General features: G+C 68.3%; 14 protein-coding genes. 9 read left to right on the top strand and 5 right to left on the bottom strand.

Annotation, left to right across the window (positions count from 1 at the left end):
• Window positions 1-118 precede the first annotated feature (118 nt).
• From KBW95_RS17410 to KBW95_RS17370, 9 genes are all read left to right on the top strand, one after another.
• Window positions 119-385: a XapX domain-containing protein gene (locus tag KBW95_RS17410; RefSeq protein ID WP_211528876.1), complete on the top strand. Its 267-nt coding sequence runs from the start codon at window positions 119-121 to the stop codon at window positions 383-385.
• Between the two features lie 35 nt (window positions 386-420).
• Entirely contained in the window at window positions 421-1,107 is a 687-nt protein-coding gene (locus KBW95_RS17405; protein WP_211524789.1) for a hydrolase, read from the top strand.
• A 100-nt stretch (window positions 1,108-1,207) separates the two neighbouring features.
• Window positions 1,208-3,079 (top strand): amidohydrolase, encoded by a 1,872-nt coding sequence (locus tag KBW95_RS17400; RefSeq protein ID WP_211528875.1) that lies wholly within the window; start codon window positions 1,208-1,210, stop codon window positions 3,077-3,079.
• Window position 3,080: 1 nt separating this feature from the next.
• Window positions 3,081-3,761 (top strand): YoaK family protein, encoded by a 681-nt coding sequence (locus KBW95_RS17395; protein WP_229429836.1) that lies wholly within the window; start codon window positions 3,081-3,083, stop codon window positions 3,759-3,761.
• A complete protein-coding gene (locus KBW95_RS17390) occupies window positions 3,758-4,318 on the top strand; it encodes a TMEM175 family protein (protein WP_211524787.1) in 561 nt (186 codons plus the stop codon). The genes KBW95_RS17395 and KBW95_RS17390 overlap by 4 nt, the downstream gene beginning before the upstream one ends.
• The gene (locus KBW95_RS17385) at window positions 4,305-4,940 is read left to right on the top strand and encodes a response regulator transcription factor (protein ID WP_211528874.1); all 636 of its coding nucleotides are present in this window, start codon (window positions 4,305-4,307) and stop codon (window positions 4,938-4,940) included. Before KBW95_RS17390 ends, KBW95_RS17385 begins: the two co-directional genes overlap by 14 nt.
• Before the next feature lie 112 nt (window positions 4,941-5,052).
• Window positions 5,053-5,463 (top strand): AraC family transcriptional regulator, encoded by a 411-nt coding sequence (locus KBW95_RS24820; protein WP_211528873.1) that lies wholly within the window; start codon window positions 5,053-5,055, stop codon window positions 5,461-5,463.
• A 66-nt stretch (window positions 5,464-5,529) separates the two neighbouring features.
• A complete protein-coding gene (locus KBW95_RS17375; protein WP_211524784.1) occupies window positions 5,530-6,132 on the top strand; it encodes a DedA family protein in 603 nt (200 codons plus the stop codon).
• 76 nt (window positions 6,133-6,208) lie between these two features.
• Entirely contained in the window at window positions 6,209-7,096 is an 888-nt protein-coding gene (locus KBW95_RS17370; protein ID WP_211528872.1) for a hypothetical protein, read from the top strand.
• A 12-nt stretch (window positions 7,097-7,108) separates the two neighbouring features.
• Here the strand turns inward: KBW95_RS17370 and KBW95_RS17365 are convergent, their stop codons facing one another.
• The 5 genes from KBW95_RS17365 to KBW95_RS17345 all read right to left on the bottom strand — a co-directional run bounded on the left by KBW95_RS17365 (window position 7,109) and on the right by KBW95_RS17345 (window position 15,044).
• Window positions 7,109-8,353 (bottom strand): b-glycosidase, encoded by a 1,245-nt coding sequence (locus tag KBW95_RS17365; RefSeq protein ID WP_229429835.1) that lies wholly within the window; start codon window positions 8,351-8,353, stop codon window positions 7,109-7,111.
• 94 nt (window positions 8,354-8,447) lie between these two features.
• Window positions 8,448-9,374: a diguanylate cyclase gene (locus KBW95_RS17360; RefSeq protein WP_211524782.1), complete on the bottom strand. Its 927-nt coding sequence runs from the start codon at window positions 9,372-9,374 to the stop codon at window positions 8,448-8,450.
• Window positions 9,371-12,838 (bottom strand): hybrid sensor histidine kinase/response regulator, encoded by a 3,468-nt coding sequence (locus tag KBW95_RS17355; RefSeq protein ID WP_211528871.1) that lies wholly within the window; start codon window positions 12,836-12,838, stop codon window positions 9,371-9,373. The genes KBW95_RS17360 and KBW95_RS17355 overlap by 4 nt, the downstream gene beginning before the upstream one ends.
• Window positions 12,835-14,223: an oxygenase MpaB family protein gene (locus tag KBW95_RS17350; protein WP_211524780.1), complete on the bottom strand. Its 1,389-nt coding sequence runs from the start codon at window positions 14,221-14,223 to the stop codon at window positions 12,835-12,837. The genes KBW95_RS17355 and KBW95_RS17350 overlap by 4 nt, the downstream gene beginning before the upstream one ends.
• Entirely contained in the window at window positions 14,220-15,044 is an 825-nt protein-coding gene (locus KBW95_RS17345) for a carotenoid biosynthesis protein (RefSeq protein WP_211524779.1), read from the bottom strand. Before KBW95_RS17345 ends, KBW95_RS17350 begins: the two co-directional genes overlap by 4 nt.
• Between the last annotated feature and the right edge of the window lie 37 nt (window positions 15,045-15,081).

The following is a 15,081-nucleotide window of genomic DNA, read 5'->3' as shown; positions in this document are numbered from 1 at the left end:
AGCGTTTGTATAGCAAGCCGCGAAAAGAGCAATCTGATTCTATCGGCGGACTTCGCGTCTGGCGATACTCACGGAGATCGGCGCCCGCCAGCGGCGCCGCCAACAGAAGGAGCGGACGATGTACCTGATTTCATTAGGCGCCGGCATCCTGGCCGGAATCCTGTACGGCTTTCTCAACGTGCGCTCGCCGGCGCCGCCGGCCATTGCCCTGGTGGGCCTGCTCGGGATGCTGATCGGCGAACAGGTGGTGCCCGTGGCCAAGCGCCTGATCGACGGCGCACCGCTGAGCGCGGCCTGGTTCGCCGAGGAGTGCCAGCCCAAGATCACGGGCCTGGCGTCGAAAGCAAAAGCAGCACCGGGCGACGAGCCCGCACAACACGGTTAAGCGGTAATTTCAACGTCCACACAAGGAGAGACATCATGACCAATCCAAAACTCGAAGTCCTGACCCCGGAAAACTCGCAGCTGATCATCATCGACCACCAGCCGCAGATGGCCTTCGGCGTGCAGTCGATCGACCGCCAGACCCTGAAGAACAACGTCGTCGGCCTGGCCAAGGCGGCCAAGGTCTTCGACATCCCGACCATCATCACCACCGTCGAAACCGATTCCTTCTCGGGCAAGACCTATCCGGAAATCCTGGATGTCTTCCCGAACCACCAGATCCTCGAGCGCACCTCGATGAACTCCTGGGACGACCAGAAGGTGCGCGACGCGCTGAAGGCGAACGGCCGCAAGAAGGTCATCGTGGCCGGCCTGTGGACCGAAGTCTGCAACACTACCTTCGCCCTGTGCGCCATGCTGGAAGGCGACTACGAGATCTACATGGTGGCCGACGCCTCGGGCGGCACCTCGAAGGACGCCCACGACTTCGCGATGCAGCGCATGGTGCAGGCCGGCGCGGTCCCGGTCACCTGGCAGCAGGTGCTGCTGGAGTGGCAGCGCGACTGGGCCCACCGCGACACCTATGATGCCGTGATCAAGATCGTCACCGAGCACTCGGGCGCCTACGGCATGGGCGTCGACTACGCCTACACCATGGTGCACAAGGCGGCGGCCCGCAACAAGGGCGAGAACGAAGTGCTGGCGCCGGTGCCTGCCCGATAAACAGCGCGCCGATCGCGCACGGTGCGCGGCATCGCGTCGCGCACCGCTCGTTTCAACCCGCCGGGCCGCCAGCGCCGGGCAACACGCAAAGGTGAAGACCATGCAAACCAATGACTCCCAGGCGCAGGCGCCAGCCCTCATTCTCTTCAACGGCCGTTTCAACACGGTCGACCGCAGCCGGCCCCAGGCCAGCGCGGTCGCCATCCGCGACGGCCGCTTCCTGGCCGTCGGCGACACCGAAGACGTGATGCGCTTCCGTACGGAAGGCAGCCAGGTGATCGACCTGAACGGCCGCACCGTCATCCCCGGACTGAACGATTCGCACCTGCACCTGATTCGCGGCGGCCTGAACTACAACCTGGAGCTGCGCTGGGAAGGCGTGCCCTCGCTGGCCGATGCGCTGCGCATGCTGAAAGACCAGGCCGCGCGCACCCCGCATCCGCAGTGGGTGCGCGTGGTGGGCGGCTGGAGCGAGTTCCAGTTCGCCGAGCGCCGCATGCCGACCCTGGACGAGATCAACGCCGCCGCGCCCGACACGCCGGTCTTCATCCTGCACCTCTACGACCGCGCGCTGCTCAACCGCGCGGCCCTGCGCGCCGTCGGCTATACCAGGGACACGCCGAACCCGCCGGGCGGCGAGATCCAGGTTGATGCCTCCGGCAACCCGACCGGCATGCTGATCGCGCGCCCGAACGCGATGATCCTGTACGCGACCCTGGCCAAGGGGCCGAGCCTGCCGCGCGAGCTGCAGGTGAACTCCACCCGCCAGTTCATGCGCGAGCTGAACCGCCTGGGACTGACCAGCGCGATCGATGCCGGCGGCGGCTTCCAGAATTACCCCGAGGACTACGCGGTCGTCGAGGAACTCGAGCGCGCCAACCAGCTGACGATCCGCATCGCCTACAACCTGTTCACCCAGAACAAGGGCAAGGAACTGGAAGACTTCCAGCGCTGGACGGACATGGTGAAGCCGGGGCAGGGCAGCGACTACTACCGCCACAACGGCGCCGGCGAGATGCTGGTGTTCTCAGCGGCCGACTTCGAGGACTTCCTGGAGCCGCGCCCCGACCTGGCGGCGGGCATGGAGGACGAACTGGAAAAGGTGGTGCGCCACCTGGTCGCGAACCGCTGGCCCTTCCGCCTGCACGCCACCTACGATGAATCGATCTCGCGCATGCTCGACGTGTTCGAGAAGGTCAACCGCGACCTTCCCTTCGACGGCCTGCACTGGATGTTCGACCACTGCGAGACCATCACGCCGCGCAACATCGAGCGCGTGAAAGCGCTGGGCGGCGGCATCGCGATCCAGCACCGCATGGCCTTCCAGGGCGAGTACTTCGTCGACCGTTATGGCGCAGAGGCGGCGCGCGCCACGCCGCCGGTCAAGCACATGCTGGAAACCGGCGTACCGGTCGGCGCCGGCACCGACGCCACCCGCGTGGCCAGCTACAACCCCTGGACCGCGCTGTACTGGCTGGTCTCGGGACGCACCGTCGGCGGCCTGCCGCTGTACGGCAGCGCCGGCCACCTGCCGCGCAGCGTGGCACTGGAACTCTGGACGACGGGCAGCGCCTGGTTCTCGAATGAGCAAGGCAAGAAGGGCAAGATCCAGGAAGGCATGCTGGCCGACCTGGCGGTGCTCTCGGCGGATTTCTTCAGCGTCGAGGAAGAAGCCATCAAGTCCATCGAATCGGTGCTGACCGTGGTGGGCGGCCAGATCGTCTACGGCGCGGCCGAGTTCACGTCGCTGGGGCCGCCGCCGCTGCCGGTGCTGCCGGAATGGTCGCCGGTGCAAAAGGTGCCCGGCCACTACAGGAAAGCCGCGCCGGTCGCGCAGAGCCTGGCCCACCAGTGCCGCGGGGCCTGCGGGGTGCACGCGCACGAGCATGACCGGGCCCGGCGCTCGAACATGCCGGTGTCCGACTTCGGCGGCTTCTGGGGCGCGCTGGGCTGCAGCTGCTTCGCGTTCTGAGATGAAGACGCCCACTTTCCAGCGCCTGCAGGGCGCAAGCATGGGCCTGATGGCCGGCTATGTCGACACGCTCGGCTTCATCGCCCTGTTCGGCCTGTTCACGGCCCATGTCACGGGCAACTTCGTGCTGATCGCGGTGTCGCTGGCCGAGCCTTCGCAGACGCCTTCGCTGCTCAAGCTGCTGGCCTTCCCGGCATTTATCCTGGGCGTGGCGGCGGCGCGCCTGCTGGTCGCCAACTGCGAACGGCGCGGCGTGCCCGCGGTCAAGCCCAGCTATACCTTGCAATTGGTGCTGCTGCTGGGCTTTATGGTGTGCGGCATGCTGGCCGAGCCGGTGGGCAAGAGCGCCGGGCCACTGGCGATGGCGGCCGGCCTGCTGGGCACCATGGCAATGGGCGCGCACAGCGCGGCCAGCAAGCTGCTGCTCACCAGCCTGGCGCCGACCTCGATGATGACGGGCAACGTCACCCAGCTCGTGATCGACGGCGTCGACTGGCTGCGCGGCGCGGGCGATGCCGCTACAAAAGCGCGCTGCGGCAAGTTCTTCTGGCCGGTGGCGGCCTTTGCGGTCGGCTGCGCGATGGCGGCCTTCGCCTATCTGGCGGTCGGGTTTGTAGCGCTGGCGGTGCCGGTTGCGATACTATGTTTGCATCTCTGGCTCCCCGACCATGGCGAACAATGAACAAGAACAGGCTGGAAGCCTTCAGCGACGGCGTGATCGCCATCATCATCACGATCATGGTGCTCGAACTCAAGCCGCCGCACTCGACCGACCTGAGCGACGTGGCCGAGGTGCTGCCGGGCTGGCTGCGCTATGCGCTGAGTTTCGTCTACGTCGGCATCTACTGGGTCAACCACCATGCCTTGCTGGAGCGGGTGGCGCGGGTCGACGCGGGCGCCCTGTGGGCCAACCTGCACCTGCTGTTCTGGATGTCCCTGATTCCCTTTGTCACGGCGTGGGCGGGCGAGCACCCGATGGCCTCCGGTCCGGTGGCCCTCTACGGTGTGGTGCTGCTGCTGTGTTCCATCGCCTTCATGATTCTGTCGTGGACGCTCAGGGCCAGCCACGCCATGTCCTGGCAGAGCGGCAAGAACCGCGTGTCGATCGTGCTGTATGCGCTGGCGGTGCTGCTGTCGCTGGTGTACGCGCCGCTGGGCGCGGTGATCCATGTGCTGCTGGCGATCGTGTGGCTGGTGCCTGGCCGCAAGGACCGGGGCGGAGGCCATGTTGAAGCGTGACGGTACGCCGATCCGCGTCCTGATCGCGGACGACCACCCGCTGATGCGCGAAGGGATCGCCGCCGTGATCGGGAGCCAGCCCGACATGGAGGTGGCCGGGGAGGCCGGGGACGGCGAGGAAGCGGTCGCCGCATACCGCCGGCTGCGCCCCGACGTGACCCTGGTCGACCTGCAGATGCCCAAGATGAACGGCATGGAGACCATCCATGCCATCCGCGCCGAGTTTCCGACGGCCTGCCTGGCGATTCTCACCACCTTCCGCGGCGACGCTCGCGCGATGCAGGCGATCAAGGCCGGCGCCCAGGGCTACCTGCTCAAGAGCGCCCTGCGCAAGGAACTGAGCGACGCGGTGCGCCAGCTGGCGGCTGGCCACCGCTATATTCCGCCGCAGGTAGCGGCGGAGCTTGCGCAGCACCTGGGCCAGGAGCCGCTGACCGTGCGCGAGCTGCAGGTGCTGGAATTGAGCGCGCGTGGCCAGGCCAACAAGCAGATCGGCGCCGGCCTGGGCCTGTCGGAAGACACGGTCAAGGGCCATATGCGCAGCATCATGGACAAGCTGGGCGCCAGCAACCGCACCCACGCGGTAACCATCGGCATCGAACGGGGCTTTTTGGAGGTGTAGCACCCACACTTTCGTGGGGGCTGCTCCTGCCACCAACTTGTCTTTTCGCTTAGGCCGCCGCGTTGCAACATTGTGTCCTGAACACACCGTTCAGACACGATGGAGAAATGACGTGCACACTGCGTTCCCGAACCCGGCCGCCAGGCCGATTGCGCTGCCGGCCAGGCCGCGGACAGGCGGCCTGCCGGACTGGCAGCTCAGGCGGATCATCGCTTATATCGACGCCAACCTGGGCGCGACCTTGCGTACCGGCACCCTGGCCGCGACCCTGGGATTGAGCGTGAGCCACTTCACCCGCGCTTTCAAGCACAGCGTCGGTGTCCCGCCGCGGGTGTATGTGATGCGCCGGCGCCTGGCCGCGGCCTGCGCCGCGATGCTGGCTTCGCGCGAGCCGCTCACCGTGATCGCCCACGCCCATGGATTTTGCGACCAGTCGCATTTCACCCGTACCTTCCACGAAGTGATCGGCGTGTCGCCGCATGCCTGGCGCCGGCGCCAGGAATCTGCCCTGGAAGCGGCCTAGCGAACAGAGCGGTGTTGGCGCCTGGGATAAGGTGGGGCCTGTCGAGATGATCAGGAGCGCCCAGCGATGTTCGACTTCATCACCAAATTCCTCGAGACCAGCGGCTACCTGGGCGTGTTCGCCCTGATGGCCCTCGAGAACGTGTTCCCGCCGATCCCTTCCGAGCTGATCATGCCTTTCGCCGGCTTCGTGGCGGCGCGCGGCGACCTCAACGTGGTCGGGGTGCTCCTGGCCGGCACGGCCGGCTCGATCGCCGGGGCCTTGCCCTGGTATTACGCGGCCAAGATCTATGGCAAGGAAAGGCTGGAGAACTTCGCGGACAAGCACGCCCGCTGGATGACCGTCACCCACGGCGAAATCGACCATGCGCTGGAAGCCTTCGAGCGGCATGGGCGCAAGGTAGTGCTGTTCGGGCGCCTGATTCCCGCCATCCGCACCCTGATTTCGGTGCCGGCCGGCCTGGCATGCATGCCCTTGGGCCAATTCCTGCTGTTTTCGACCATCGGCTCCCTGATCTGGACCGGGATCCTCACCGGCGCCGGCTACCTCCTGGAAAGCCACTACGAGCGCGTGGCCGATTATGTCGATCCGGTCTCGAAAGCGATCCTGATCGGGCTGGTGCTCTGGTATGTGTACCGTGTTATCACCTGGAAACCCGCGAAAGCCTGAGCCGGCGCCGCGTACCCGGCGCGGGGCTTTGCGCGGATTGGCTACAATCGGCTTGTCCGTAAGCAGAAGTCAGTAGATGAAGAGCCAGTTGTTGGAAGATATCGGCGACAGCCAGCCGGCGCCGCCCCGAAAGCGCAGCAGTGCGGCGCCGCCACCGCAGGCCGCACCCGATCCCGCCGTGCGTCCGCGCGTCTGGCGCAGCAGGCATCCCGCTCCAGTCGCCGAGCCCGCGCCTGAGTTTCACCCTCCGCCTCCAGCGGAAGCCCCCACGGAGCCGCATTTCTTCGAGCCGCCGCCGGGCACCCCATCCTTTGCCAGCCAGCAACCGGATCTGAGCATCCAGTTTCCTGACGAGCCGGTCCACTGGATGGATCGCTGGGGCCGCAAATTCTTTGGCTGGACCATTGCGGCCGCCCTTGTGGCGGGCGTATTGGGGACCGGATGGTGGATCTACGGCGACACGCAGGTTGAATCGACGCTGGCGATGGTTGCGGATCAGACGCCGACGGCTGCGCCGGCAGCGCCGCCAGCGGCCGAGCCGACAGCGCCTGCCGTCGAGCCCGCACCGGCCACCGCCACCACGGACCTGGCCGTACCCGAACCGGCCCCGGCAGCGCCCGCACCCATCGAAACGCGCGAGCCCTCGACACCGGACGCTGCGACGGTCGCCGCCGCCGCGGCGGCGCCGATCGTTGCCGCCGCGCCCAAGCCGAAGAAGAAAGCGGCCGCTCCGGCCGTACGGCGGAACGCCGGGAAACGCACGCCTGTCCGGACCGTCGCGCGCCGCGAACCGCCGCCGGCACGCGTTGTTCTACCGCCGCCGCCCCCGCGCCCGGAACCGGAACCGGCCGGCGACGCGCTGGCCGAAACCCTGCGCCAGTGCCGCGCGGCCGGGTATCACGCGACCCTGTGCATCAAGCGCGGCTGCACCGCCACCAAGTTCGGCCTGGCCTGCCGCGGCTGACAGAAGCGGCGTTCAGTGCCAATCTTTATCCGGTTGCATATTAAGCCGGTGCGCCGCATCGATCACGTCCTGCAGTTCCACCGGGTCGCTGAACGGATCCTCATCCAGGCTGGTGACCCGGTTCAGCTCCTTCTGCCAGCGGCGTAGTTCGGCCACGTACTCCTGGTGCGGCACGCGCTTGAGGTCGCCGTCCTCCTCGACCAGGTCGCATATGCCGTTGTGTACCCATTCGCCGGTATGCCAGTCCGGCATGTCGACCCCGGGGAACAGGCAGATTCCCTGCAGGTCCATGCCGCGGTGCACGGCCGCCAGCGATTCTCCCATGACGTCCCTGAGCCAGCTGTCGCGGCCCTGGCCGAGACCGCTGGTTTCGCCGATGATCATCGGCCGGCGATAGCGTTCCCACACGGTCTGCAGCATGTCGCACAGCGGCGCGATGCGGTCGTCGCCGGGCGGCAGCGGCGCGTGCGGCCCGTGCTCCCGGTATTCCATCTGCCCGAAGGAATAGTTGTTCACCCCGACGATGTCCAGGATCCCGGGCGAGCCGCCGAATTCGGGATGCTCGCGGCCGCAGATGATGTCCCAGGCCAGGAAGGTGTCCACATAAGTCTCGTGGCGCGCGGCTTCCTCCTGGTCCGGCCGGTCGCGCGGCGCCACCACCTGCACCAGGGGATCGACGTGCACCATGCGCGCTTCGGGATCGACTTCGCGGATCGCCTTGACGCCGGCGATCGCCGCCCGGCACAGCGCCTCCAGCAGGCGCATCCTGTCCTCGCGGGTGCAATGGTAGGGCGCGGCCCAGCCCCATTCGCCAGCGCAGTAGGAGAAGAAGGTGATCTCGTTGATCGGCGTGAAGAAGTGCGGTCCGCGCACTTTCGGAATCACGTACTCGGCCGCGGCGCGGCAGTAGGCGGCGAAGCGGGTCACGAATTCGTCCGAGAACGGGTCGAGGTCGTCCGGATAGCCGTAATGGCAGAGGTCCCAGATCGGGATGACGCGCGAGGCGTTCATGGCCTCGATGAAGCGGTCGATGGGCGAGAAGTCGTAGCCGCCGTCCTTGTCCACCATTGGCCAGGGAATGCCTTCGCGGGCCACGGCGATGCCCAGGCTGCTCAGGAACTGGTAATCCTCGGCGGCATGCCTGTCGTGCCCCGTTTCCGCCACCAGGTTGCGCCGCACCCGATTGCCCCAGAGGAAACTGGAGCATTCGAAGCCGGACAAAAAGAATGTCGGAAAAATCCCTGGACGCTGTGCCATGCCACTCTCCTTTTCGCGCTCCGCCTGTGCGGCCGAGGTCGTAGGATGCCACGACATGCCCGGGCCGAGCGCGAGATAGGAGGAAGGCGCGCGGCTAGCGCTGGCTGGGCTCCTCTTCGCGCCAGGCGATGCGGTTGCGGCCCGCCTGCTTGGCCCGGTAGAGCTGGGCGTCGGCCGCCTCGAACAGGTCCGCCTGCAATTCGCTGCTGTCCGGCGCCAGGGTGGCGCCGCCGACGCTGACCGTCAGCACCGGCGCCACGGCCGAGGCTTCGTGGGCGATGTCGAGGCCGGCGACGGCCTCGCACAGCGCTTCCACCACCTGGCGCGCCTGGACTGCGTCGGTCTCCGGCATCAGCAGCACCAGTTCCTCGCCGCCGTAGCGCGCCGCCAGGTCGGCCGGGCGGCGCATGGCCGTCCCCGCGACCCGCGCCACCGAGCGCAGCGCCCGGTCTCCGGCCGGATGGCCGTAGCGGTCGTTGAACTGCTTGAAGGCGTCGATGTCGAGCAGGGCCAGCGACAGCGGCCGCCCGGTGCGCCGCGCGCGCTGCCACTCGAGGGCGTACATCTCGTCGAAGCGGCGGCGGTTGGCCAGCTCGGTCAGGCCGTCGATATTGGCCAGCCGTTCGAGCATCCTGCGCTGGCGCACCACCTGCAGGTGCAGGGCCACGCGCGCCATCACGACGGTGGGGTTGAAGGGCTTCACGATGTAGTCCGAGGCGCCCATCTTGAGGCCGTTGGCCTCGTCCTCGGGACGGTCCAGGCCGGAGATGAAGATCACCGCGATGTGTTCGGTCTGCGGGTCCGCGCGCAGCTGGCGCAGCACCTCGTAGCCGTCCATGTCGGGCATCATCACGTCGAGCAGGATCAGGTCGGGCGCATGGCGCGCCGCCCGTTCCAGGGTCTGGGCGCCGTTCTTGGCCAGCAGCACCGTATATTCCGGCTTGAGCAGGTCGCCCAGCACCTCGCGGTTGATGGCGTCGTCGTCCGCCACCAGGACCTTTTGCGTCTCTACGATGTTCACGCCACACCCTCCAGGCTCACATCCAGATCGAGCGCCAGCGCGCCCAGCGGCGCGAGCGCGGCGCCGTACTCGATGTCCTCGACCGCGCGCCGCACCGGGGCCAGGGCGCCGGCGTGCGTGGTGCCCGCCAGCAGGCTCTCGAGCTCGGACAGCGCGTCTTCGGCGCGCGCGTCGTCGTCGGCCAGGTAGGATTGCAGGCGCTGGATCACCTGGGCCACCGCGTGCGGATCGGCCTGGCGCGGCAGCGCGGCCGCGGCCAGCTGGGCCAGGCCCGCCAGCACCGTCTCCGCGCTTGCCACCAGCGCCGGCACCTGAACCGCCAGCCGCTCGAACTGGCCGGCGCGCAGGTCTTGCTCGAGCCGGTTGGCCGCAGCCGACAGCTCGAATGCGCCCACGTAGGCCCCGCTGGACTTGAGGTTATGGGCCAGCGACTGCAGGCGCGCGTGGTCGCCGCCGCTCAGCGCTTCGCGCAGGATGCGCGGCGCGCCCGCGTACTCGCGCACAAAGCTGCCGGCGCGCTTTTCCAGGCGGCTGCGCTGGCCGCTCACGTTGTCCAGCGCCTGGCGCCAGTCGATGCCCGGCACCGGCGGCAGGGCGCCGACCGGCTCGGAAACCGCGGGATGCGCGGCCGCGGGCGGCAGGGTGCGGCCCTGCAGGCGGGCCGGGTCGATCCACTTGAGCAGGGTGCAGAACAGCAGGTCGGGATCGATCGGCTTGGTGACGTGGTCGTTCATGCCGGCCGCCAGGCTGCGCGCGCGGTCGCTCGGCAGCGCATGGGCCGTCATCGCGACGATCGGCAGTTCGGCCAGGCGCGGGTTGCGGCGGATCTCGCGCGCCGCGCTCAGGCCGTCCAGTTCGGGCATCTGGATATCCATCAGCACCAGGTCGTAGTCGCCTTCCTCGGCCATGCGCACCGCCTGGACGCCGTCGAAGGCCACATCCACCGACATGCGCGCGGCGGCCATGAAGTCGAGCGCGACCTCGCGGTTGTTGGCGTTGTCCTCGGCCAGCAGGATGCGGGCGCCGTCCAGGCGCGGAATATCGGGCAGGGCGGGCATGCCCGGCAGCGCCGCCGGCGCGCTCAGCGCGGCCGCGTCGGTGGACGGATGCAAGACCTGCAGCAGGCTGTGGTAGAGCAAGGCAGGGCCGACCGGCTTGTGCAGGAAGCCGTCCAGCGGCAGTTCGCCTTCCTGCTGCAGCACCGACTCGCGGGTGCAGGCGCTGACCATCAGGATCGCCGGCGGCGCGGCGTCGCGCGCGCAGCGGCGGATGCGGCGGATGGTCTCCATGCCGTCCAGTTCGGGCATCAGGTAATCCATCAGCACCACCTGGTAGGGCTGGCCGTCGCTCTGGGCGCGCTCCAGCGCCACCAGGCATTGCTCGCCCGAGGGCGCGGCGTCTGCGCGCACGCCCAGGCCATGCAGCATCTCGACCAGGGCTTCGCGCGCGGTGCCGCTGTCGTCGACCACCAGGGCGCGCACGTCCTGCAAGGTGGCCTGGCGCACCGCGGCGGTGCTGGTGTGGCCGGCGGGGATCCCCAGCGGAACGGTGAAGCGGAAGCAGCTGCCCACGTTCGGGCTCGAGGTGACCGAGATCGCGCCGCCCATCAGTTCCACCAGCTGGCGCGAGATCGACAGGCCCAGGCCGGTGCCGCCGTACTTGCGGGTGATCGAGCTGTCGGCCTGGGTGAAGGACTGGAACAGCAGGCCGAGCTGCTCGGGCGTCATGCCGATGCCGGTATCGCTCACCGAGAAGGCCAGCACCACGCTGCCGTCGCGGGTCTCGTCGACATCGACGGAGACCACGATTTCGCCCCGTTCGGTGAACTTGACGGCGTTGCCGGTCAGGTTGATCAAGACCTGGCCGAGGCGCAGCGGGTCGCCCACCAGGCGGGTCGGCACCCGGGCGCCGACCCGGAAGATCAGCTCCAGGCCCTTGGCATCGGTCTTCAGCCCGGTCAGGCTGGACAGGTGGTCGAGCATCTCGTCGAGCTCGAAGGGCAACGATTCGATAGTCAGCTTGCCGGCCTCGATCTTGGAGATGTCGAGGATGTCGTTGATGATGCCCAGCAGGTGCTCGCTCGAGCCCAGGATCTTTGACAGGTAGTTGCGCAGCTTGGCGCTCGGCTCGGCCATCAGGGCCAGGCGGCTCATGCCGATGATGGCGTTCATCGGGGTGCGGATTTCGTGGCTCATGTTGGCCAGGAATTCCGATTTCATGCGCGCGCCCGCTTCGGCGCGCAGCATCGCGGTCTGCATGGCCTTGGTGCGCAGGCCGAGGATGCGCATGAACACCAGCATGTCGAAGGTGCTGCCGAATTCGAGGGCGTGCATGGTCCAGAAGTTGGCCGGCAGCTCGCCCTTGATCATCAGGGCCGAGATCAGGGCCGCCGCGAAGCTGACCGCCCAGCCGACCAGGAAGTAGGTGCCGACCGCGTCGCCGGCGCGCGCGCGCCGAAAGGCGCCCGGGAGGCCGAGCAGCATCGGCATGATGCCGAGGGTGCCGATGATGGCCACCAGGTAGTGGTGGCTGATCAGGCCCGCGCCGAAGCCGATGGCGCTGATCACGCACAGCGATGCGAAGGTCTTCATCAGGCGGCTGAAGATGCGGTCCATGCCGGGACGCGCGAGCGACTGTTCGACGAACAGGTAGGCGCCGCAGGAGGCGAGGATCGAGGCCAGCCCGGCGCCGTGCTCGCTCAGCCAGGCGTTGTCCTGCCACAGGAACTGGTCGGCGATGCCGAACCAGCAGGCCGAGTACATGGTCACGGCGCCGACCAGCAGCGCGTACTTGCCGAACAAGGGCTCGCGCAGCGTGATCCACTGGCCCACGCTGTACAGGAACAGGCACAGGCCCAGGCCCAGCATCAGGCCTTGCAGCATCTGCTCGCCGAGCGAGGCGCCGTGGAAGGCGTCCGGCTGCAGGAACTCGATCGGCAGGATGAAGGCGCCGTGGCTTTCCACCCGCACCAGCACCGTGTGCCGGGCGCCGGCGCCAAGGCGCATCACGACCGCGGGCACACGGCCTTTCAGCGCCCAGCCGTCCTGGACATCCGCGCGTCCGGCCGTACCGACCTTGCGCACCACGCCGGCGCTCTCGACGAAAACATCCACCTTGTCGAGCAGGCCGAAGTCGATCTGCATCACCCAGTTCTCGGGCGCGCCGGCGGGCACCGTCACCGGAATGCGCACCCAGGTCGCGCCCTGCTGCATGCCAAGCGTGGCGTAGGCGGTAAGCGGACGCGCGAAGCGTTCGTGGGCGCTGCTCGCAGCGACCGGGTCCATATCGCCGTCCGGGTCGTTCATCACCGTGACGGCGGACCAGGCTTCCACGCGCTTGACGCCGGCGCCGAGTTCGAGCGGCGCGGCCAGGGCGGCCAGCGAGCAGAAGGCCAGGAACAGGAACACGAGGATGGCGCGCAGCCGAGCCAGGGGGGCGAAGGGTGATGCAAAGGTGGTGCTCATGCCTGGCGTGTCTCCGGGGGCGGTGCGGGACGCGCCAGGCGCGCCTCGAGTCGTTTCATGAAGGCCGGGGCCTTGTGGTCCTCGCACCAGCACTGCATCGCCTCGTCGACCTGGCCGAGCAGGGCCTCGGGCAGCTTGAGCGGGCGGGTCTGGTCCATCAGGAAGCGGGTGGTGAGGCGGTAGCCGGCGACCCGGGTCAGCAGGCGCGAGATCGAAAAGCCGGGCACGAAGATGCGCACCAGCGCGTCGATCAGGCGCACCGTGCCCAGGCCGAGGGCGAACAGGGCGCGCGACAGCAGCGAGACGCGCTTGGTCAGCCCCAGGTCGCGGCTGGCCTGCTTGCCGCACAGGTAACGGGTCAGCAGGATCGGGAAGGGCTTCAGGATCCGCAGCGGCAGTTCGTTGGCCATGGCCTGCATCAGGGCGGCGGCCAGCGGCGGGCGCGGGTCGGCTTCGTGCGGATCGGCGGCCAGTCGCGCATCCCAGGCCGCGCGGCCGCGCGCCTGCAGGACCTGGAAGCGGGCGGAGGCGTCCTCCATGGTCCAGGCCATCAGCTCGCGCTCGATGCCGATCAGGTGGCCCAGCACGTTCCAGGCGTGCAAGTAGGCTTCCTCGTCTTCGCGCGGCAGGCCCAGGCCCAGGCGGCGCAGGCCGCGCAGGAAGGCGTAGTGGAAGGTCAGCAGGGTATAGGCCAGTTCTTCCTGGTTGCAGGGCAGGCCGTCGCGCCGGCTGTCCCAGCCATGCGCGTACAGCACATGGTGCAGGCCGTGGCCGGCGGGCGCCAGCGGCGCGACCGGGCAAGCGGCGGGCGAATCGCCCGGCGCCCCGCGCAGGATCAGGTGGCGGATGGTGGCGTGGATCAGGCGCACCTTGAGCGCCTGGGCGACGCCGCCGCCGCCCGGGTCGGTCAGGCCGCCGCGCATCATGACCGGGAAGATCATCGCGGCGGTGGAGCGCACCCGGTAGTCGGTATGCAGTTCCAGCTGGCCGGCCGCCTGCAGCACCGCCGACAGGTCCGGCAGGATGTAGCATTCGGGCAGGCTGGAACAGAACAGCAGGGTGCAGGACAGCATGCTCATGTCCATGAACAGCTTTTCCGCGCGCGCGATGCAGGCCTTGTCGGCCCATTCGGGCAACTGGCTGCAGCTGCGCACATAGTCTTCCAGCGCCGCCGCGATCGCCGGGTCCGCGCCCGGCGAGGCGCGCCAGCCCTGCAGGCTGCCGTTGGTGTCCCAGCGCGCCAGCTCGGCGTTGATCCGGTTAATGCGCGGGAACAGCCGCGCCGGGTCGGCCGCGCTGTCGCCCAGCATGCGCGCCACGGCATGGTCGGCCGCGGGGTCGGCGCGCAGTGCGGGGTTCAGCAGCTGCGGGGCATCCGGCTTCATGCGGCCTCCGCGCGCAGCGATGCGACGCCGTTCCAGCGCTGCAGGCCGAGGAGGGCGCAGAACAGGGGGATGCCCATCACGAAGGTGGCGATGGTGCGGGTCTCGACCGGGAAGCCCTGGGTGATCTGGAAAACCATCAGGCCGCCGTAGATGGCGAGCGGCACCTGAACGTCGCGCAGGCGCAGCGCCTGGGAAGCGCGCGGCGGCCACTTGCGCAGGCTCAGGCGGAACAGGAACACGATCACGAAGGCCACCAGCATCCAGCCGACGAAGCCTTGCAGGGTCTCGCCGAACCACCAGCCGTCCTTCTTCTCCATCTCCCAGGCCTTGAGCTTGTAGACCATGTAGGGGTCGACCCCGAGGTCATAGGCGGTGATGACGAGGGCCGCCAGGAAGGACATCGTCAAGGTCTGGCCGACCGGGGTGACGCCGTCCGACGGGGTCTGCCAGGCGATCAGGTTGGCGATCACGTAGCCGCAATAGCCCAGGGCGAACCACATCAGGGGAATCACCATCGGCACGTCGCCCACGCGCGGACCGAGGACGTCGGTATAGGTGTACTTGCCGAAGAACCAGCCGTGCGAAGAACCCATCTGCTCCGCGAACCAGCCGATCGGCAGCGCGATCAGCGCAAAGCGCAGGGCCGCCTGCAAACCCAGCAGGTGCGCGGCGCTGGCGAAGCAGCAGCCGAACATCAGGAAGGAGCTCAGGACCAGCAACTGGGTCTGGCCGCTCCAGCCGCGCAGCAGCAGGACGGTGAGAAAAGAACCCAGCAGGGCGAGCGTGAACCAGGACAAACGGTGGTGATGCGTAGACGTCATTTATTGTGATCCTCTTGATGGGCGTGCGCGTCGGCGC

It is taken from the genome of Massilia sp. ZL223 (assembly GCF_018119395.1).
Lineage (GTDB): Bacteria > Pseudomonadota > Gammaproteobacteria > Burkholderiales > Burkholderiaceae_D > Telluria.
This window is presented reverse-complemented; position numbering and strand designations above follow the sequence as displayed.

What these genes read in the sequence shown, in the direction of transcription:
- KBW95_RS17395 (WP_229429836.1), top strand. Translation starts at nt 3,081, where the DNA reads ATGAAGACGCCCACTTTCCAGCGCCTGCAGGGCGCAAGCATGGGCCTG.
- KBW95_RS17345 (WP_211524779.1), bottom strand. Translation starts at nt 15,044, where the DNA reads ATGACGTCTACGCATCACCACCGTTTGTCCTGGTTCACGCTCGCCCTG.
- KBW95_RS17390 (WP_211524787.1), top strand. Translation starts at nt 3,758, where the DNA reads ATGAACAAGAACAGGCTGGAAGCCTTCAGCGACGGCGTGATCGCCATC.
- KBW95_RS17365 (WP_229429835.1), bottom strand. Translation starts at nt 8,353, where the DNA reads ATGGCACAGCGTCCAGGGATTTTTCCGACATTCTTTTTGTCCGGCTTC.
- KBW95_RS17370 (WP_211528872.1), top strand. Translation starts at nt 6,209, where the DNA reads ATGAAGAGCCAGTTGTTGGAAGATATCGGCGACAGCCAGCCGGCGCCG.
- KBW95_RS17355 (WP_211528871.1), bottom strand. Translation starts at nt 12,838, where the DNA reads ATGAGCACCACCTTTGCATCACCCTTCGCCCCCCTGGCTCGGCTGCGC.
- KBW95_RS17385 (WP_211528874.1), top strand. Translation starts at nt 4,305, where the DNA reads ATGTTGAAGCGTGACGGTACGCCGATCCGCGTCCTGATCGCGGACGAC.
- KBW95_RS17350 (WP_211524780.1), bottom strand. Translation starts at nt 14,223, where the DNA reads ATGAAGCCGGATGCCCCGCAGCTGCTGAACCCCGCACTGCGCGCCGAC.
- KBW95_RS17375 (WP_211524784.1), top strand. Translation starts at nt 5,530, where the DNA reads ATGTTCGACTTCATCACCAAATTCCTCGAGACCAGCGGCTACCTGGGC.
- KBW95_RS17405 (WP_211524789.1), top strand. Translation starts at nt 421, where the DNA reads ATGACCAATCCAAAACTCGAAGTCCTGACCCCGGAAAACTCGCAGCTG.
- KBW95_RS17410 (WP_211528876.1), top strand. Translation starts at nt 119, where the DNA reads ATGTACCTGATTTCATTAGGCGCCGGCATCCTGGCCGGAATCCTGTAC.
- KBW95_RS17400 (WP_211528875.1), top strand. Translation starts at nt 1,208, where the DNA reads ATGCAAACCAATGACTCCCAGGCGCAGGCGCCAGCCCTCATTCTCTTC.